Origin of the sequence: Streptomyces sp. NPDC004609 (genome assembly GCF_042873655.1) — a bacterium.
Taxonomy (GTDB): domain Bacteria; phylum Actinomycetota; class Actinomycetes; order Streptomycetales; family Streptomycetaceae; genus Streptomyces.
Genome location: NZ_JBIALS010000004.1, coordinates 12,506 through 26,080 on the forward strand (window position 1 = coordinate 12,506; position 13,575 = coordinate 26,080).

Annotated in this window: 11 protein-coding genes and 2 pseudogenes; 5 read left to right on the plus strand and 8 right to left on the minus strand. The window is 70.3% G+C overall.

The features are described from left to right. The first annotated feature begins 95 nt into the window (after window positions 1-95). Together ACFYT4_RS04865 and ACFYT4_RS04870 are read left to right on the plus strand one after the other, a co-directional pair. Entirely contained in the window at window positions 96-464 is a 369-nt protein-coding gene (locus ACFYT4_RS04865) for a YbjQ family protein (protein ID WP_389265319.1), read from the plus strand. A gap of 204 nt (window positions 465-668) precedes the next feature. Then, window positions 669-2,105, plus strand: coding sequence for a glutamate decarboxylase (locus ACFYT4_RS04870; RefSeq protein ID WP_389265321.1), 1,437 nt, complete (start codon window positions 669-671; stop codon window positions 2,103-2,105). A gap of 53 nt (window positions 2,106-2,158) precedes the next feature. On the opposite strand, the gene ACFYT4_RS04875 is transcribed toward ACFYT4_RS04870, so the two are convergent. From ACFYT4_RS04875 to ACFYT4_RS04900, 6 genes are all read right to left on the minus strand, one after another. After that, entirely contained in the window at window positions 2,159-2,935 is a 777-nt protein-coding gene (locus tag ACFYT4_RS04875) for an ABC transporter permease (protein WP_389265323.1), read from the minus strand. Further along, the gene (locus ACFYT4_RS04880; protein ID WP_389265325.1) at window positions 2,932-3,948 is read right to left on the minus strand and encodes an ATP-binding cassette domain-containing protein; all 1,017 of its coding nucleotides are present in this window, start codon (window positions 3,946-3,948) and stop codon (window positions 2,932-2,934) included. Before ACFYT4_RS04880 ends, ACFYT4_RS04875 begins: the two co-directional genes overlap by 4 nt. A 141-nt stretch (window positions 3,949-4,089) precedes the next feature. Next, window positions 4,090-4,731 (minus strand): PadR family transcriptional regulator, encoded by a 642-nt coding sequence (locus ACFYT4_RS04885; RefSeq protein ID WP_389265327.1) that lies wholly within the window; start codon window positions 4,729-4,731, stop codon window positions 4,090-4,092. Between the two features lie 189 nt (window positions 4,732-4,920). Beyond that, window positions 4,921-5,472 (minus strand): DinB family protein, encoded by a 552-nt coding sequence (locus tag ACFYT4_RS04890; protein WP_389265329.1) that lies wholly within the window; start codon window positions 5,470-5,472, stop codon window positions 4,921-4,923. A gap of 207 nt (window positions 5,473-5,679) precedes the next feature. Beyond that, window positions 5,680-7,137 carry an aldehyde dehydrogenase family protein gene (locus ACFYT4_RS04895; RefSeq protein WP_389265330.1) on the minus strand — a complete coding sequence of 486 codons (1,458 nt, stop codon included), beginning with the start codon at window positions 7,135-7,137 and terminating at the stop codon, window positions 5,680-5,682. A 161-nt stretch (window positions 7,138-7,298) separates the two neighbouring features. Further along, window positions 7,299-8,180 carry a helix-turn-helix domain-containing protein gene (locus tag ACFYT4_RS04900; protein ID WP_389265332.1) on the minus strand — a complete coding sequence of 294 codons (882 nt, stop codon included), beginning with the start codon at window positions 8,178-8,180 and terminating at the stop codon, window positions 7,299-7,301. A 331-nt stretch (window positions 8,181-8,511) separates the two neighbouring features. Between ACFYT4_RS04900 and ACFYT4_RS04905 the strand changes: the two are divergent. Together ACFYT4_RS04905 and ACFYT4_RS04910 are read left to right on the plus strand one after the other, a co-directional pair. Further along, window positions 8,512-8,850: pseudogene (locus tag ACFYT4_RS04905) on the plus strand (ATP-binding protein); the annotation flags it as partial. A gap of 318 nt (window positions 8,851-9,168) precedes the next feature. After that, window positions 9,169-9,285 (plus strand): annotated as a pseudogene (locus ACFYT4_RS04910) (ATP-binding protein); the annotation flags it as partial. 450 nt (window positions 9,286-9,735) lie between these two features. On the opposite strand, the gene ACFYT4_RS04915 reads toward ACFYT4_RS04910, so the two are convergent. Then, window positions 9,736-9,978 carry a DUF397 domain-containing protein gene (locus ACFYT4_RS04915; RefSeq protein ID WP_389265762.1) on the minus strand — a complete coding sequence of 81 codons (243 nt, stop codon included), beginning with the start codon at window positions 9,976-9,978 and terminating at the stop codon, window positions 9,736-9,738. Window positions 9,979-10,436: 458 nt separating this feature from the next. On the opposite strand from ACFYT4_RS04915, the gene ACFYT4_RS04920 reads away from it, so the two are divergent. Next, on the plus strand, window positions 10,437-10,928 hold the full coding sequence (locus ACFYT4_RS04920; protein WP_389265334.1) for a hypothetical protein: 492 nt from the start codon (window positions 10,437-10,439) through the stop codon (window positions 10,926-10,928). Between the two features lie 418 nt (window positions 10,929-11,346). Here the strand turns inward: ACFYT4_RS04920 and ACFYT4_RS04925 are convergent, their stop codons facing one another. Next, complete coding sequence (locus ACFYT4_RS04925) at window positions 11,347-13,410, minus strand: FUSC family protein (protein WP_389265336.1); 2,064 nt, start codon at window positions 13,408-13,410, stop codon at window positions 11,347-11,349. Window positions 13,411-13,575: the final 165 nt, after the last annotated feature.

Sequence of the window (13,575 nt, forward strand, 5' to 3'; positions counted from 1 at the left end):
CGTTCCACGGGCCCTTTCAGGATGCACTGTGCCCGCACCGGTACAAAGCTGTGCGTCAAAGACGCTGAACCAGGAGTGACGGAAGGCGGACGAACATGGGCATCGAGGACTACGGCGGCGGGCAGGGGCCGCACCCCGACGTGCTGGTCGTCACCACGAACGACGTACCCGGCTATCAGGTGCAGCAGATCATCGGCGAGGTCTTCGGGCTCACCGTGCGCTCCCGCCACCTCGGCAGCCAGATCGGCGCCGGGCTCAAGTCGATGATCGGCGGTGAGCTGAAGGGGCTGACGAAGACCCTGGTGGAAACGCGTAACCAGGCGATGGACCGGCTGATCGAGCAGGCACGCTCGCGAGGCGCGAACGCGGTGCTGATGTTCCGTTTCGACGTGACGGAGGCGGCGGACGTCGGTACCGAGGTGTGCGCGTACGGGACCGCCGCGGTGATCGCGCCCCAGCCGTGAGCCGGTGAGGGCCGCAGCGCTGGGGTCCCGGGCCGAGGGGTCCGGCTGAGCCGGGCTCCCGCGGCGCCTGGGAGCTGCTGTTCCGCGGGCTCGTACGGCGGCCCGGTCCTCGCGTTGCGGGGGCTGGGCCGCCGTATGAGCCTGAGAGCTACCTGAGCTAGCCGGGTGCCGTTCGGCGCCCGGACGCGGAAAGGCGGCGAGCAGATGGCACTCCACAAGGGTGCGGACACGTCCTCCGGTGCGGAGACCGAGGGGGAGCGGGAGGTACGCAGGCTCTCCCTGAACCCGTTCTACGGCGAGGCGAACCCGGTCAGTGGAATGACCTCGGCGCCGCCGACGCACCGGCTGCCCGCCGGGCCGCTGCCGCCGATGACCGCCTATCAGCTCGTCCATGACGAGCTGATGCTCGACGGCAACTCCCGGCTCAATCTGGCCACCTTCGTCACCACCTGGATGGAGCCCCAGGCAGGGGTGCTGATGAACGAGTGCCGGGACAAGAACATGATCGACAAGGACGAGTATCCGCGCACCGCCGAGCTGGAACGGCGGTGCGTCGCCATGCTCGCGGACCTGTGGAACGCGCCCGACCCGTCCGCCGCCGTCGGCTGCTCCACCACCGGGTCCAGCGAGGCGTGCATGCTCGCGGGCCTGGCGCTCAAGCGCCGCTGGGCACAGCGGAACGCCGACCGCTATCCCGCCACGGCGAAGCCCAATCTGATCATGGGCGTCAATGTGCAGGTCTGCTGGGAGAAGTTCTGCAACTTCTGGGAGGTGGAGGCCCGGCTGGTCCCCATGGAGGGCGAGCGCTTCCATCTCGACCCCCGGGCCGCGGCGGAACTCTGCGACGAGAACACCATCGGGGTCGTGGCGGTGCTCGGCTCCACGTTCGACGGGTCGTACGAGCCGGTCGCGGAGTTGTGTGCGGAGCTGGACGCGCTGCGGGAGCGCACCGGGCTGGACGTTCCCGTCCATGTCGACGGCGCGTCCGGAGCGATGGTGGCGCCCTTCGTGGACGAGGACCTCGTCTGGGACTTCCGGCTGCCGAGGGTGTCGTCCATCAACACCTCCGGGCACAAGTTCGGGCTGGTGTACCCCGGCGTGGGCTGGGCGCTGTGGCGGTCGGCCGAGGAACTGCCCGAGGAGCTGGTCTTCCGGGTGAACTACCTCGGCGGGGACATGCCCACCTTCGCCCTCAACTTCTCGCGGCCGGGGGCGCAGGTGGTCGCGCAGTACTACACGTTCCTGCGGCTGGGGAAGGACGGATTCCGCGCGGTGCAGCAGACCACGCGCGACGTGGCGACGGGGCTGGCGCGGAAGTTCGCCGCGTACGACGAGTTCCGGCTGCTCACGAAGGGCGACCAGCTGCCGGTGTTCGCCGTCACCACGGCGCCCGGGGTGACCAACTTCGATGTCTTCGACGTGTCGCGCCGGCTCCGGGAGCACGGGTGGCTGGTCCCGGCGTACACCTTCCCCGCGAACCGGGAGGACCTGTCCGTCCTGCGGGTGGTCTGCCGGAACGGCTTCTCCGCGGATCTGGCGGAGCTCCTCATGGAGGACCTGGACCGGCTGATGCCGGACTTGCGGCGGCAGGAGCGACCGCTGGTGAAGGACGTCGCGGCGGCGACGGCGTTTCATCATTGACCGGGCCGTCGCCCCGGGGCCGGGCGTACCGGCCCCGGGGCGACGGCGCGGGGCTACTTGCTCAGATCACGGAAGCGGCGGACCGCCAGGGGGAAGAAGACGGCGAGGAGCACCAGCGGCCACGCCGCCGCGAGGAGCGCCGCATGGTCCGTGGCCCAGCCGCCTCCCGGCACGGCGATGCCCGAGAGGTCGCGTACCACCGTCGCCGTCGCCGACATGGGGTTCCACTCGACGGCGAGCCCCAGCCAGTCCGGCATCGACGCCGGCGACGCGAACGCGGTGGACAGGAAGCCGATCGGCCAGACCAGGATCTGCACCGCCTGCAGCATCTCCGGCTTGCCCGCGACCATCGCGAGGTGGATGCCGATCCACAGCATCGCGAACCGCAGCAGAAGCAACAGCCCCACCGCGCCCAGCAGTCCGCCGAAGCTGCCGTGCCAGCGCCAGCCGATCGCGTATCCGGCACCGATCATGGCGGTCAGGCCGAGCACGGATTCGAGCATGTCGGCGACGCTGCGGCCGACGAGTACCGCCGAGTCCGCCATCGGCATCGAGCGGAACCGGTCGATCACCCCCCGGTTGAGGTCCTCGGTCACCGCGAGCATCGTCGACTCAAGGCCGAACGCCATGGTCAGCGCCAGCATCCCGGGCACCAGATAGCCGATGTAGGCGCCCTCGACCCCCCGGCCGCCGCCCATCACGAAGGCGAACATCACCATCATCATGACCCCGAAGGCGACGCCGACGACGAGCTGCCACGGCATCCGCACCCAGTGGGCGAGTTCTCGCCGGGTCATGGTCCACGCGTCGGTCAGTACGTGCGTACTCATGCCGAGACCTCCTTGCCGGCGGCCTGGGTGGATTCCCGGGGGTTCCCGGGACCCGCGGGGTTCCGGGCCCCGGGCGGTGCTTCGGCGGGGTCGCCGGTGAGGTGCAGGAACACCTCGTCGAGCGTCGGCCGGCGGACCGCGATGTCCTCCGCCTCGATGCCCGCGGCCTCCAGCGCCCGTACGGTCTCGGTGAGCGCCGCCATCCGCCCGGTGACCGGCGCGCTGAGCAGCCGCCGGTCACGGTCGAACGTCACCGCGCGGTCGAAGGGCAGCAGCGCCGCGACCACCGCGAGATCCTCCGCGTCGCGCAGGACGACATCGATCCGGTCGCCGCCGGTCGCCGCCTTCAGTTCGTCGGGGGTGCCGTCCGCGACGACCCGGCCCGCGTCGACGACCGAGACACGGTCGGCGAGTTGATCGGCCTCCTCCAGATACTGCGTGGTCAGCAGGACGGTCGTGCCGCCGCCGACCAGTGAGCGGACCGCGCTCCACACCTCGTTGCGCCCGCGCGGGTCGAGTCCGGTCGTCGGCTCGTCCAGGAACAGCACCTCCGGTTCGGTGATCAGGGAGGCAGCGAGGTCCAGCCGTCTGCGCATACCGCCGCTGAACTGCTTGACCGCCTTCGATCCGGTGTCCGCGAGGCCGAACCGCTCCAGGAGTTCATCGGCCCGCGTTCCCGCCCGGCGCGCGCCCAGATGGTGGAGACGCCCGAACATCTCCAGGTTCTGCCGGCCGCCGAGGTGCTCGTCGAGCGCCGCGTGCTGGCCGAGGAGCCCGATCCGCCGCCGCACCTCGGCGGAGTCCTTCCGTACGTCGTACCCGGCGACGCGCACCACGCCCTCGTCCTGCCGCAGCAGCGTCGCCATGATGCGTACGGCGGTGGTCTTGCCCGCGCCGTTGGGCCCGAGCACTCCGTGGACCGTGCCCCGGCCGACCGCCAGGTCCAGTCCGTCCAGGGCCGGTTTCCCGCCGAACCGCTTCCGCACGCCCTCGATGACGATCACGTCGGTCATAGGTCTCCTTCCGTGCCTCCACAGGGCCTGTAGTCAAATTTGATTACAGGCACGGCAAGGTATCCTCCGATCGCCGGTTAGTCAAACTTGATTACTGAACGGCGGGAGGACACGAAAGGCCCGTTCCACCGGGCCCGGTTGTCAGCTCAGATCGCCTTCGTGCGGCTCACCCGTCGCGTACGGGTTCTCCTCCCCCTCGCCGAGCACCCCCACGAAGGGCTCCCCCTCCCCCGCGAAGGAGTACGCACCGCCCTCGATACGGGCGATCAGGCCGCGTGTCCACTCGACGCCGAAGTCCGCCGAGGAGACCCAGAGATTCATGATCTCGCCGATGTGCCCGAGCTGCCCGGGCCCGTCCTCGGGGACGTAGTAGCCGGTCACGGCCGACCGCCAGTCCTCCATCCCGCGCACGCGCTCCTTCAGCAGCGCCACGGCCTCCTCCCGGGTCAGCTCGACGATGAAGCCGACGGCCCCGGAGAGGGCGTCCATCTTCTGGTCGTACCCGGTGAGGGCCTCGCGCAGCAACCGGAAGAACTCCTCGTCGCCCTCCTCGGTGATCTCGTACTCGGTGCGCGGCGGACCGCCCGCTGTGGACGGCGCGATCTCGTGCGCGTGCAGCAGGCCCTGCTTGGCCATCTGCTTGAGCGCGTGGTAGATCGAACCGGGCTTGGCGTTGGACCACTCGTGCGCGCCCCAGTACTCCAGGTCGTTGCGGACCTGGTAGCCGTGCGCCCGCCCGTGCTGGCGCACGGCTCCCAGGACCAGCATGCGGATCGCTGACATCGTCCGGGACTCCCATCTCTTCAACTTTGACTAGAGTAGGGGGTGACTTCCCCGGCGTGTCGCCACCCACGCCACCCACCGGCGCCCACGCCTCTAGCCGAGGTCCGCCGGCGCCCGTGAGCCTCCCGCCGAGGTCCGCCGGCGCCCGTGAGCCTCCCGTGCGCACAGCGGCGCACGGGAGTGCCCGGCCTACCCGCCCCAGCTCTCGCCGCGCTCCAGCGCCACCAGCTCGAACGCCGTCTTCCCGTCGAGCGACTCGCGGAGGATGTCCGCGTGGCCCGCGTGCCGGCCGATCTCCTCCACCAGATGGAGCATCAGCCAGCGCATGGACACCCTGCCCTCCGGGGGGAACCACGGCGCCTCGGGCAGCGGGAAGGTGTCGTTCAGGCTGGGCACCGAGTGGATGAGCTCCGTGGTCTCCCCGGCGACCGAGTCCCAGAACACCAGGATGTCCTCGATCGACTCGCCCTCCACCAGCCGGAAGCCGTCACCCCAGGTGTCCTCGGTGCGCTGCTTCTCGTTCGGGCGCTGCTGGGCCATCCGCAGCCAGTTCAGCTCGGTCTCGGCGACATGCTTGAGCAGACCGGACAGGGACAGTTCGCCGGCGCTCGGCCGGCTCGCGGCCTGCTCCTCGGTGAGCCCCAGGACCGACCGCCGGATCGCACCGCGCTGCGCCTCGACGAAGGCGAGCAGCGCCCCGCGCTCGTCTCCGTGGGCCTCCGCTGGAACATGAGTGACCATGGTGTACGCCCTTCGGGCTGCTCCACAGGAGAGGCTCCCGCCCTCCCTCCGACACCGCAAACACTACGGACCATTGAGGACAGGTCCTGTCCTCAATGGTCCGGGTGGAGCAAACATTCTCACCGGGTGCGCGCCCGGCCCGGCGGGAGCCGGACGGCGGAGAACCGAGACGGCGGTGAACCGGGCCCGGAAGGCCCGTCGGCCCGGTCAGAAGGGGAACTGCGAGCGGCCGTGCTGCACCGAGATCCACTTCTGGGTCGTGAACGCCTCGATCATCGACTCACCGTTCAGCCGCCCGCTGCCGGAGTGCTTCTCACCGCCGAAGGGGACGATGGGCTCGTCGTGGACCGTGCTGTCATTGATGTGGATCATGCCGGTGTTGATCCGCTTGGCGATGGCCACGCCCCGCTCGACATCGGCGGTGTGGACGGCTCCGCTGAGTCCGTACGGAGTGTCGTTCGCGATCCGCACCGCGTCGTCCTCCCCGTCGAACGGCACGATCAGCACGACAGGACCGAAGATCTCCTGCCCCAGGACCGGGGAGTCGGTCGCGATACCCGTGAGCACCGACGGCTCCACCAGATTGCCCTCGGAGCCGCCGCGCAGCAGCGCGGTCGCGCCCGCCTCGACCGTCTGCGCGACCAGTGTGGTGACGGCGTCGGCCTGACGGGAGTTGATGAGCGGCCCGATGTGGGTGGCGGGGTCGGCCGGGTCGCCCACCTTGAGCGTGCGCACCTTGGCGACGAACTTCTCGGTGAACTCCTGCTCGATCCTGCGGTCCACGAGCACCCGGTTCGCCGCCATGCACACCTGGCCCTGGTGCACATAACGGCTGAAAACCGCCGCATCGACGGCGTAGTCGATATCCGCGTCCTCCAGGACGATCAGCGCGCTGTTGCCGCCCAGCTCCAGAATCGCGCGCTTGAAGTTGGCCGCGCAGACGGTGGCGACGTGCTGGCCGACCTTGTCGGAGCCGGTGAAGGAGATCGCCTTGGGGACCGGGTGCTCGATGAGCGCGTCGCCGATCTCCGCGATGTCCGTGATCACGACGTTCAGCAGACCGGGCGGCAGCCCCGCGTCCTCGAAGACCTTGCCCACCAGCGAGCCACCGCAGATCGGGGTGTTCTGGTGCGGCTTGAGGACGACCGCGTTGCCGAGCGCCAGCGAGGGCGCGACCGACTTGATGGAGAGGAGGAAGGGGAAGTTGAAGGGACTGATCACCCCGACGACACCGACCGGCAGCCGGTAGACGCGGTTCTCCTTGCCGTCGACCGGTGAGGGAAGAATCCTTCCTTCGGGCCGCAGCGCCAGCTGGATCGCCTCGCGCAGAAACTCCTTGGCCAGATGCAGCTCGAATCCCGCCTTGAGGTGGGTGCCACCCAGCTCGGCGATGATCGCCTCGGTGATGTCCGCCTCGCGCTCCTCGATGATGCGCAGGGCGTTCTCGAAGACGGCGCGGCGGGCGTACGGGTTGGTCTCACCCCAGGCCACCTGCGCACGCTCGGCCGCGCGGTACGCCTGGTCCACCTCGACCGCCGTCGCGACGGGTATCGAGGCCAGCTTCTCCCCGTTGTAGGGGTTGAAGTCGATGATGTCCCAGGAGCCGCTCCCGGGCCTCCACTCGCCGTCGATGTACTGGTGGGCCAGCTCGGTGAACAAGGACATGTGATCCGATTCCTTACCCTCAGTTACCTCTTGCGGAAGCAGTGGGAGCCGTCAGGAGAAACAGATGCCTGATGTCACGTCACTATACTTGCGCAGAGGGCGAGTTGGAGTAGACCACGGGCAGGTGATTCCGATCGGACCGCAGGTCACGGTCGTCCCGTTCAGGTCAGCTGCAACAGACCGCGCAGTACGTCCCGGCTCTGCGCCGGGTCGGGGCTGTCCTCCTGGAGGCGCTTCATCGCCTTCTCGTACTGGGCGACTTCCTCGCGCTTGTCCAGGTAGAGCGCGCTGGTGAGCTGCTCCAGATAGACGATGTCGGAGAGATCCGACTCGGGGAAGCGCAGCATGCTGAAGGCGCCGCTCTCACCCGCGTGGCCGCCGAAGCTGAAGGGCATCACCTGGAGCGTGACGTTCGGCTGCTCCGAGATCTCGATAAGATGCCTCAACTGCCCCTGCATCACGGCTCGATCGCCGTAGGGGCGGCGCAGTGCCGCCTCGTCGAGAACGGCGTGCAGCTGCGGGCCGCGCTCCGAGACGAGCACCTTCTGGCGCTCCAGGCGCAGCGCCACCCGGCGGTCGATGTCGGCCGGGGTGGAGTTCGGCGTGCCGCGCGCGACGACAGCGGCGGCGTACGACTCGGTCTGGAGCAGACCGTGGACGAACTGGACCTCGTAGATCCGGATGAGCGAGGCCGCCGCCTCCAGTCCCACATATGTCTGGAACCAGCCGGGCAGCACATCTCCGTAGCTGTGCCACCAGCCGGCGATATTGGCCTCCTTGACGAGGGCGAGCAGTGCGCCTCGCTCCGTCTCGTCGGCGACTCCGTAGAGCGTCAGCAGATCTTCGACATCCCTCGCCTTGAAACTCACACGTCCCAACTCCATGCGGCTGATCTTCGACTCTGATGCGCGGATCGAGTAGCCGGCCGCCTCACGGGTGATGCCGCGCGATTCGCGCAACCGCCTCAGCTGCGAGCCCAACAGGATGCGCCGCACCACGGATCCGCCACCCGGCCCTTCGGCCCACGACTCGCCTGCGGTCACGACTCCAACCCTCCTCGTCCTTCTCGTCCAACGTTTCCGGTCCTCCGGTCCCTACAGCCTGGGGCATCCCCTAGCCCCAAGTGCCGGATTCTGCCACCAAAACACTCCAGCCCGTACTCATTCGATTACTGAAATGGGAAGCGCTTGGGAAGCCCATGAAAGAGATGTGGGGAAGATATGACCCAGAACTCGCACGGGAGCGGACAGAACGGGCGCGTGCACGTGCATCTGCCCTTGCATCTGCCGTACGCATTCGGAACCATGGTCCCCGCGCACCTGCATGCTCGTTTGTGTTGAAGCGTCACAGCCGCGATTCCCGGGAGTGCCTCGCATGGGGACGAATGGATCGACCATGCTCGAGCCTTTAAGGCAGGGGCTTCCCCCCATCGACCAGGCGAGGGCCACCAGTTCGGCGTCCTGCTCGCTGTCGGCCCGCTATGAAGCGGTGCGCGGTGCGCGCAAGTTCACCCGGGCGACCCTCCGGGACTGGAACCTCGACGACCGTTTCGACGATGTCAGCCTGGTCGTGTCCGAACTCGTCACCAACGCGCTGCGGCACGCCGTGCCCGACGGGACGAGGGAGACCCAGGATCCACCCGTACGGCTGCATCTGATGCGGTGGCCCGGCCGGCTGGTGTGCGCGGTGCGCGATCCCAGCCCGGCGAGTCCCGGGATGTCGTTCGGCAACGGGGCGTACGGGGAGGGGGGCCTCGGCGGCAACTCTCTGGGGAACGGGTCGTCGGCCAACGGGGCTCTCGGCAACGGGTTGCCCGGTGGCGGGGCGGCGGGCAACGGCGTGCTCGGCAGCGGGCCGTCGGCCAACGGTTCATCGAGCAACGGTTCGTCGGGCAACGGTTCGTCGAGCAATGGGTCGTCGGGCAATGGATCCCTCCCCGGCGGGTCGCTCGGTGACGGGTCCTTCGACGACGAGCCCTTCGGTGACGGGAGCTTCGGTGAGGACTCACCGTTCCCCGACCCCCGCGGTCCGGCCGAGTCCGGCCGGGGCCTGTTCCTCGTGGACGCCTTCAGCGACAGCTGGGGCTGGCACCCGCTCGCCGGGGCGCTGCACGGCAAAGTGGTGTGGGCGCTGTTCCGACTGAGCTGAACTCTCTCCGCCGGGCCGAACCGGCGGAGAGAACCGGTCCAACGAGCCGGAAGCGGGCCCGCTGTCGGGGGACGGGCCCGCTTCTTCGTTTCCCCCGATTCGTTTTTTCAGGGTTCTCCCGGTTCTCCGCATGCTCAGGGTTCTCCCACGAGGCGGTCCGAGGTCATGGACGGTTGCCGACGGGCCGTCGACCGCCGTGTCCCGGTACGCCGCGCCGCCCGGTCCCGCAGTCCGGGCAGTGGATCTGCCGGGGTCGCCCCGGCGCGGTCCGGCCCGCCCGCGCGTACGACTGTGCCCCGCCGGAGCCCGCAGGCAGCGCCTGGCGGGGCACGGCCTGCGGGCGGCTACGGGGCACCCGGGAGCCGGGCGCGGTCGGGCTGGGACGGGCAGCCGGTTCGAACAGCCCGTGCCAGGCCGCCCGTTGAGATTCCGGCGCGAGGCGGCGGCCGGTCAGCCGCCCGCTATCAGATGGTCGAACTCCCCGTCCTTCACGCCCAGAATCATCGCTTCGATCTCGGCGGGCGTGTAGACGAGCGCGGGACCGTCGGGATGCCGTGAATTGCGCATCGCCACATTCCCGCCGGGCAGCTTGGCGAACTCCACGCACGAACCCTGGGAGTTGCTGTGCCTGCTCTTCTGCCAGACGACCCCGGGAAGCTCCGTGGCCGCCATGCCGTTGTACGCGTGGTGCACGAGTAGCTCCCGAGGTACAAGGTGCATGTGTCAACTGTCGGGGATCATAGCTCTGTTCCACCTGCGAATGCATGAGCGTCCGCACGAGCAGATGCACGTGCACGTGGGGTGTTCCTCCGGTTACGCAGTGAGCGGTTTCCGGCGGATCACACCGTGTCTGTGACTTCGAGTGCCCCCTCGATCGCCCGGGGAACGGACGAGCGCCGGCCGCCGTCCGTGAGCGTGTGCGCCGACGTCCGGGGCGGGCCGTCCGGGTCGTTTCCCCCGTGCACTAGTAAGAGACGCGTAAGGGGCCCTTCCGGCTCCCATTTCCAGGTAACAGTCCAGACAAGTGCTGGTCGGACGGTACGACAGGAGTCCGGCCCGCGTGAGGAATCGCACGCCGGATTCCTCCCGGGGGTATCCGCTTCCTCCTGGTAACTTGGCGCGGTCTTTCATCCGACACAGGGGGACATCCCATGCGTGTACGTACATCCGTGGCCGCGGCCGGAATCACCACGGCGATCGCTCTTGTGCTGACCGGTTGCGGCAGCGACGGGGACGGTGGCGGGGACTCGTCCAAGGAGAAGAGCGCGGTGCCCGGCGGGCCCGCGACCTCGGCGACGGACTCCGCGACGAAGGAACCGGCCAGCGGTGGCGGTGACATCACCGGCGCGTGGTCCGGCATGAGCGAGGGCAAGCCCGTCAGCCTCGGGATCACCGACAAGAAGGCCGTGCTCGTCGCGGAGGGGCACACGTGCAGTGGTGAAGTCGCGGACCACGGCAAGCAGATGCTCTCGCTGACGTGTGTCGACGGCAACAAGGACCGGACGATGGGAACGATCGAGTCCAGCGACAGCAAGACGCTGGTCATCTCGTGGGACTCGGGCAAGAAGGACACGCTGAGCAAGGTGGGGGCGGGGCAGCTCCCCACGGACCTTCCCTCGATCCCCAAGCTTCCCGGCGCGTGATCTCTCTGCCCCGGGCGCGTGCGGGGCTCCGCCCCGGGCCCTGCGCCTCAAACGCCGGCGGGGCTGAGTTTTCCGGCCCCTCCGGCGCCTGAGGGCGGGCCCGGCGGCGGCCGGCGAATCGGCGTCGCCTGTACCCGCGGCTCTGGCCATCCGCCCCCGTGGCCGAAGGCACAGGCAACCGTGCCGCGGCCGCGTGCGGGGCTCCGCCCCGAACCCCGCGCCTCAAACGCCGGCGAGGTTGATTTTCCGACCCCTCGCCTCAGACCCGGGCGGGGCTGAATGTCCGACGCCGCGCCTCAGACGTCCGCGAGGCCGAATGTCCCGGTCCGCGCCTCAAGTCTCGGCGGGGCTGAATTTTCCGACGCCGCGCCTCAGGCGCGGGCGAGGCTGAATTTTCCGGTGGGTTGAGGCGTGGAGCTCAGGGTGAGGGGGTGGGGGAGGCGAGCGCGGTGGTGAGGTCCGTGAGGGCCTCCGCGACGAGGGCGGTGCCGCGGTCGAGGACCTCGTGTTCGGGGGTCCACTCGGCCAGCGTCCGGTCCGCCCGGTCCCAGTGGGGGGTACGCCGTTCGCGTACCGCTCTCGCCGCCCGGTCCGCGTCCTGGCGGAGCGCCTTGGCGAGGGCCGCGGCGGCGGGAACGGGACTGTCGGCCCGCCCTGGGAGATGGGCCTCCAACAGCATGCCGCCCCGGCCCAGTTTGGCGAGCGCCTCGGACGCGGCCTCCGCGGCGGCGCGGGACAGCCCCCGGCCGCGTACCGGCTCGTGCGCCGCCCTCGTCATCGCCTCCTGCCAGGCGATCCGGGCGTCCCGCGCCGCCAGCAGCGCCCGCCGGATGTCCCGCGCCGAGGCATCCGCCTCGGCGGGCCGGGCGTAGTGGTCGACCACCGCGGCGACATAGCGGCAGTCCGCCGTGAGCCAGTCGGCGAGCCGGTTCCGCAGCCGGGGCGTCTCCCACGCCGGGTAGAGGGCGTACGAGAGCATCGCCAGCAGCCCGCCGATCAGGGTCAGCAGCACCCGTTCCGGCACGGTCTGGCCCACGTCCTCGCCGCCCATGCCGAGCAGGAACACGACGTACGCGGAGATGCAGACGTTCGTGGCGGCGTACCCCGACCGCAAGACGAGGTACGTACAGAACGCGCACAGGACCGCGAGCGCGGCCGACAGCCATGTCCCCGGCCGTGCCGTCTCCAGGACGGCCGTCGCCAGGCTGACGCCGATCAGGGTGCCGCCGAAGCGGGCGACCGAACGGGCGTACGTCTGGGTGAAGTCCGGGCGCATGACCATGACCGAGGTGATCGGCGCCCAGTACCCGTGGCCGAGCGGCAGCGCGGAGCCGACGAGATAGCTGGTGACCACGACCGTGGACACCCGCAGTGCGTGACGCAGGATCGGGGAGCCCCGCCGGACCTCGGCGCGCATGGCGCGCAGGGCGCCGGGCAGCAGACGCAGAAGCGAGGGACGGTCGCGGTGGCCGCCCTGGCGCGCGCCCTCGCCCTCGCCCTCGCCCCGGGCCGTCTCGACGACGTCGTCGAGGAGGGCCCCGAGCCGCAGCGCCGCCCGGCGGGGCGGGCCGCTGAGGATCGCTCCCGTGTCCGGGGTCCTCAGCACGGCGAGCGCGGGCGCCGGTGGCGCGACCGGTTCGCCGTGGCGGACGGTCCGGGCCGCGGTGTCGAGTACGGTCCCGGCGGCGGCGAGCAGCTCCCGTACGCGGTCCCGCTCGGGCCCCTCGTCCGGCACCCCGAGTGCGGGGTCCGCCAGTGACGCCAGCACCGGTCTGATCCGTTCGGCGAGCCCCCGCGCGCCGTGCAGCTCGGCGGGCCTGCGGCGCGCCTGCCGGGGGCTGACGGCGGCGGCGTTCCGGGCGAGCATCAGGGGCGCCGGGTCGAAGGGGGCGGTGGGGTCGTGGCGCAGCCGCCGCGCGTAGTCCGCCTCGGCGGCGAGTGCGTCGGCGAGGGCGTCGCGCTGGGCGCCCCAGGGGCGTACGGGGAACAGCACGATCAGCGCCGCCTGCACCACCCCGCCGACCGCGATCACCGCGGCGTGGCCCGCCGCCGCGGCGACCGAGGTCGGCAGGGTGACCGTCACCAGCATGATCGCGACGTTCGAGGCGCCGATGATGCCGACGGTGGGCCCGACCGTCCAGGCGAGCCCGGCGATCAGGGTCCACACCGCGAGCAGCAGGGCGAAGGTCCCGGGATGTCCCGCGGCGAGGTACCCGATGAACGTCGACACCGCGAGGCTGCCGCCGGACGCGAGGGCGAGCACGGGTCGGGGGCGCCAGCTGCGCTGCAGTGTGGCGATGGCGGCCTGGAACGCGCCGAAGGCGGAGCTGACGGCGACGACGGGTCCGAAGAGGGCGAGGGCGCCGCCGACGACGAGCGCGAGTCCGCATGCGCCTCGCAGGGCCACGGCGGGGGCGACCCGCCGCGGTTCCAGGCTGAGCCCGGAGCGGGCGGTCTCCTTCAGGGCCCGGAGCCAGGTCATGGGGCGAGAGTACCGGTTGTTTGCACATGTTTGAGGTGTTTTGTACGGCGCCCCTCCGGTGTGTAAGGCACCCCTCCCCGGCGTCGGGCGGGCCCGGGTCCGCGCTCCCCCGACCGCCCGTCACCTCGCCCGCCGTCCTCGGAAGTCGTACGGGGGCGCCGAAGG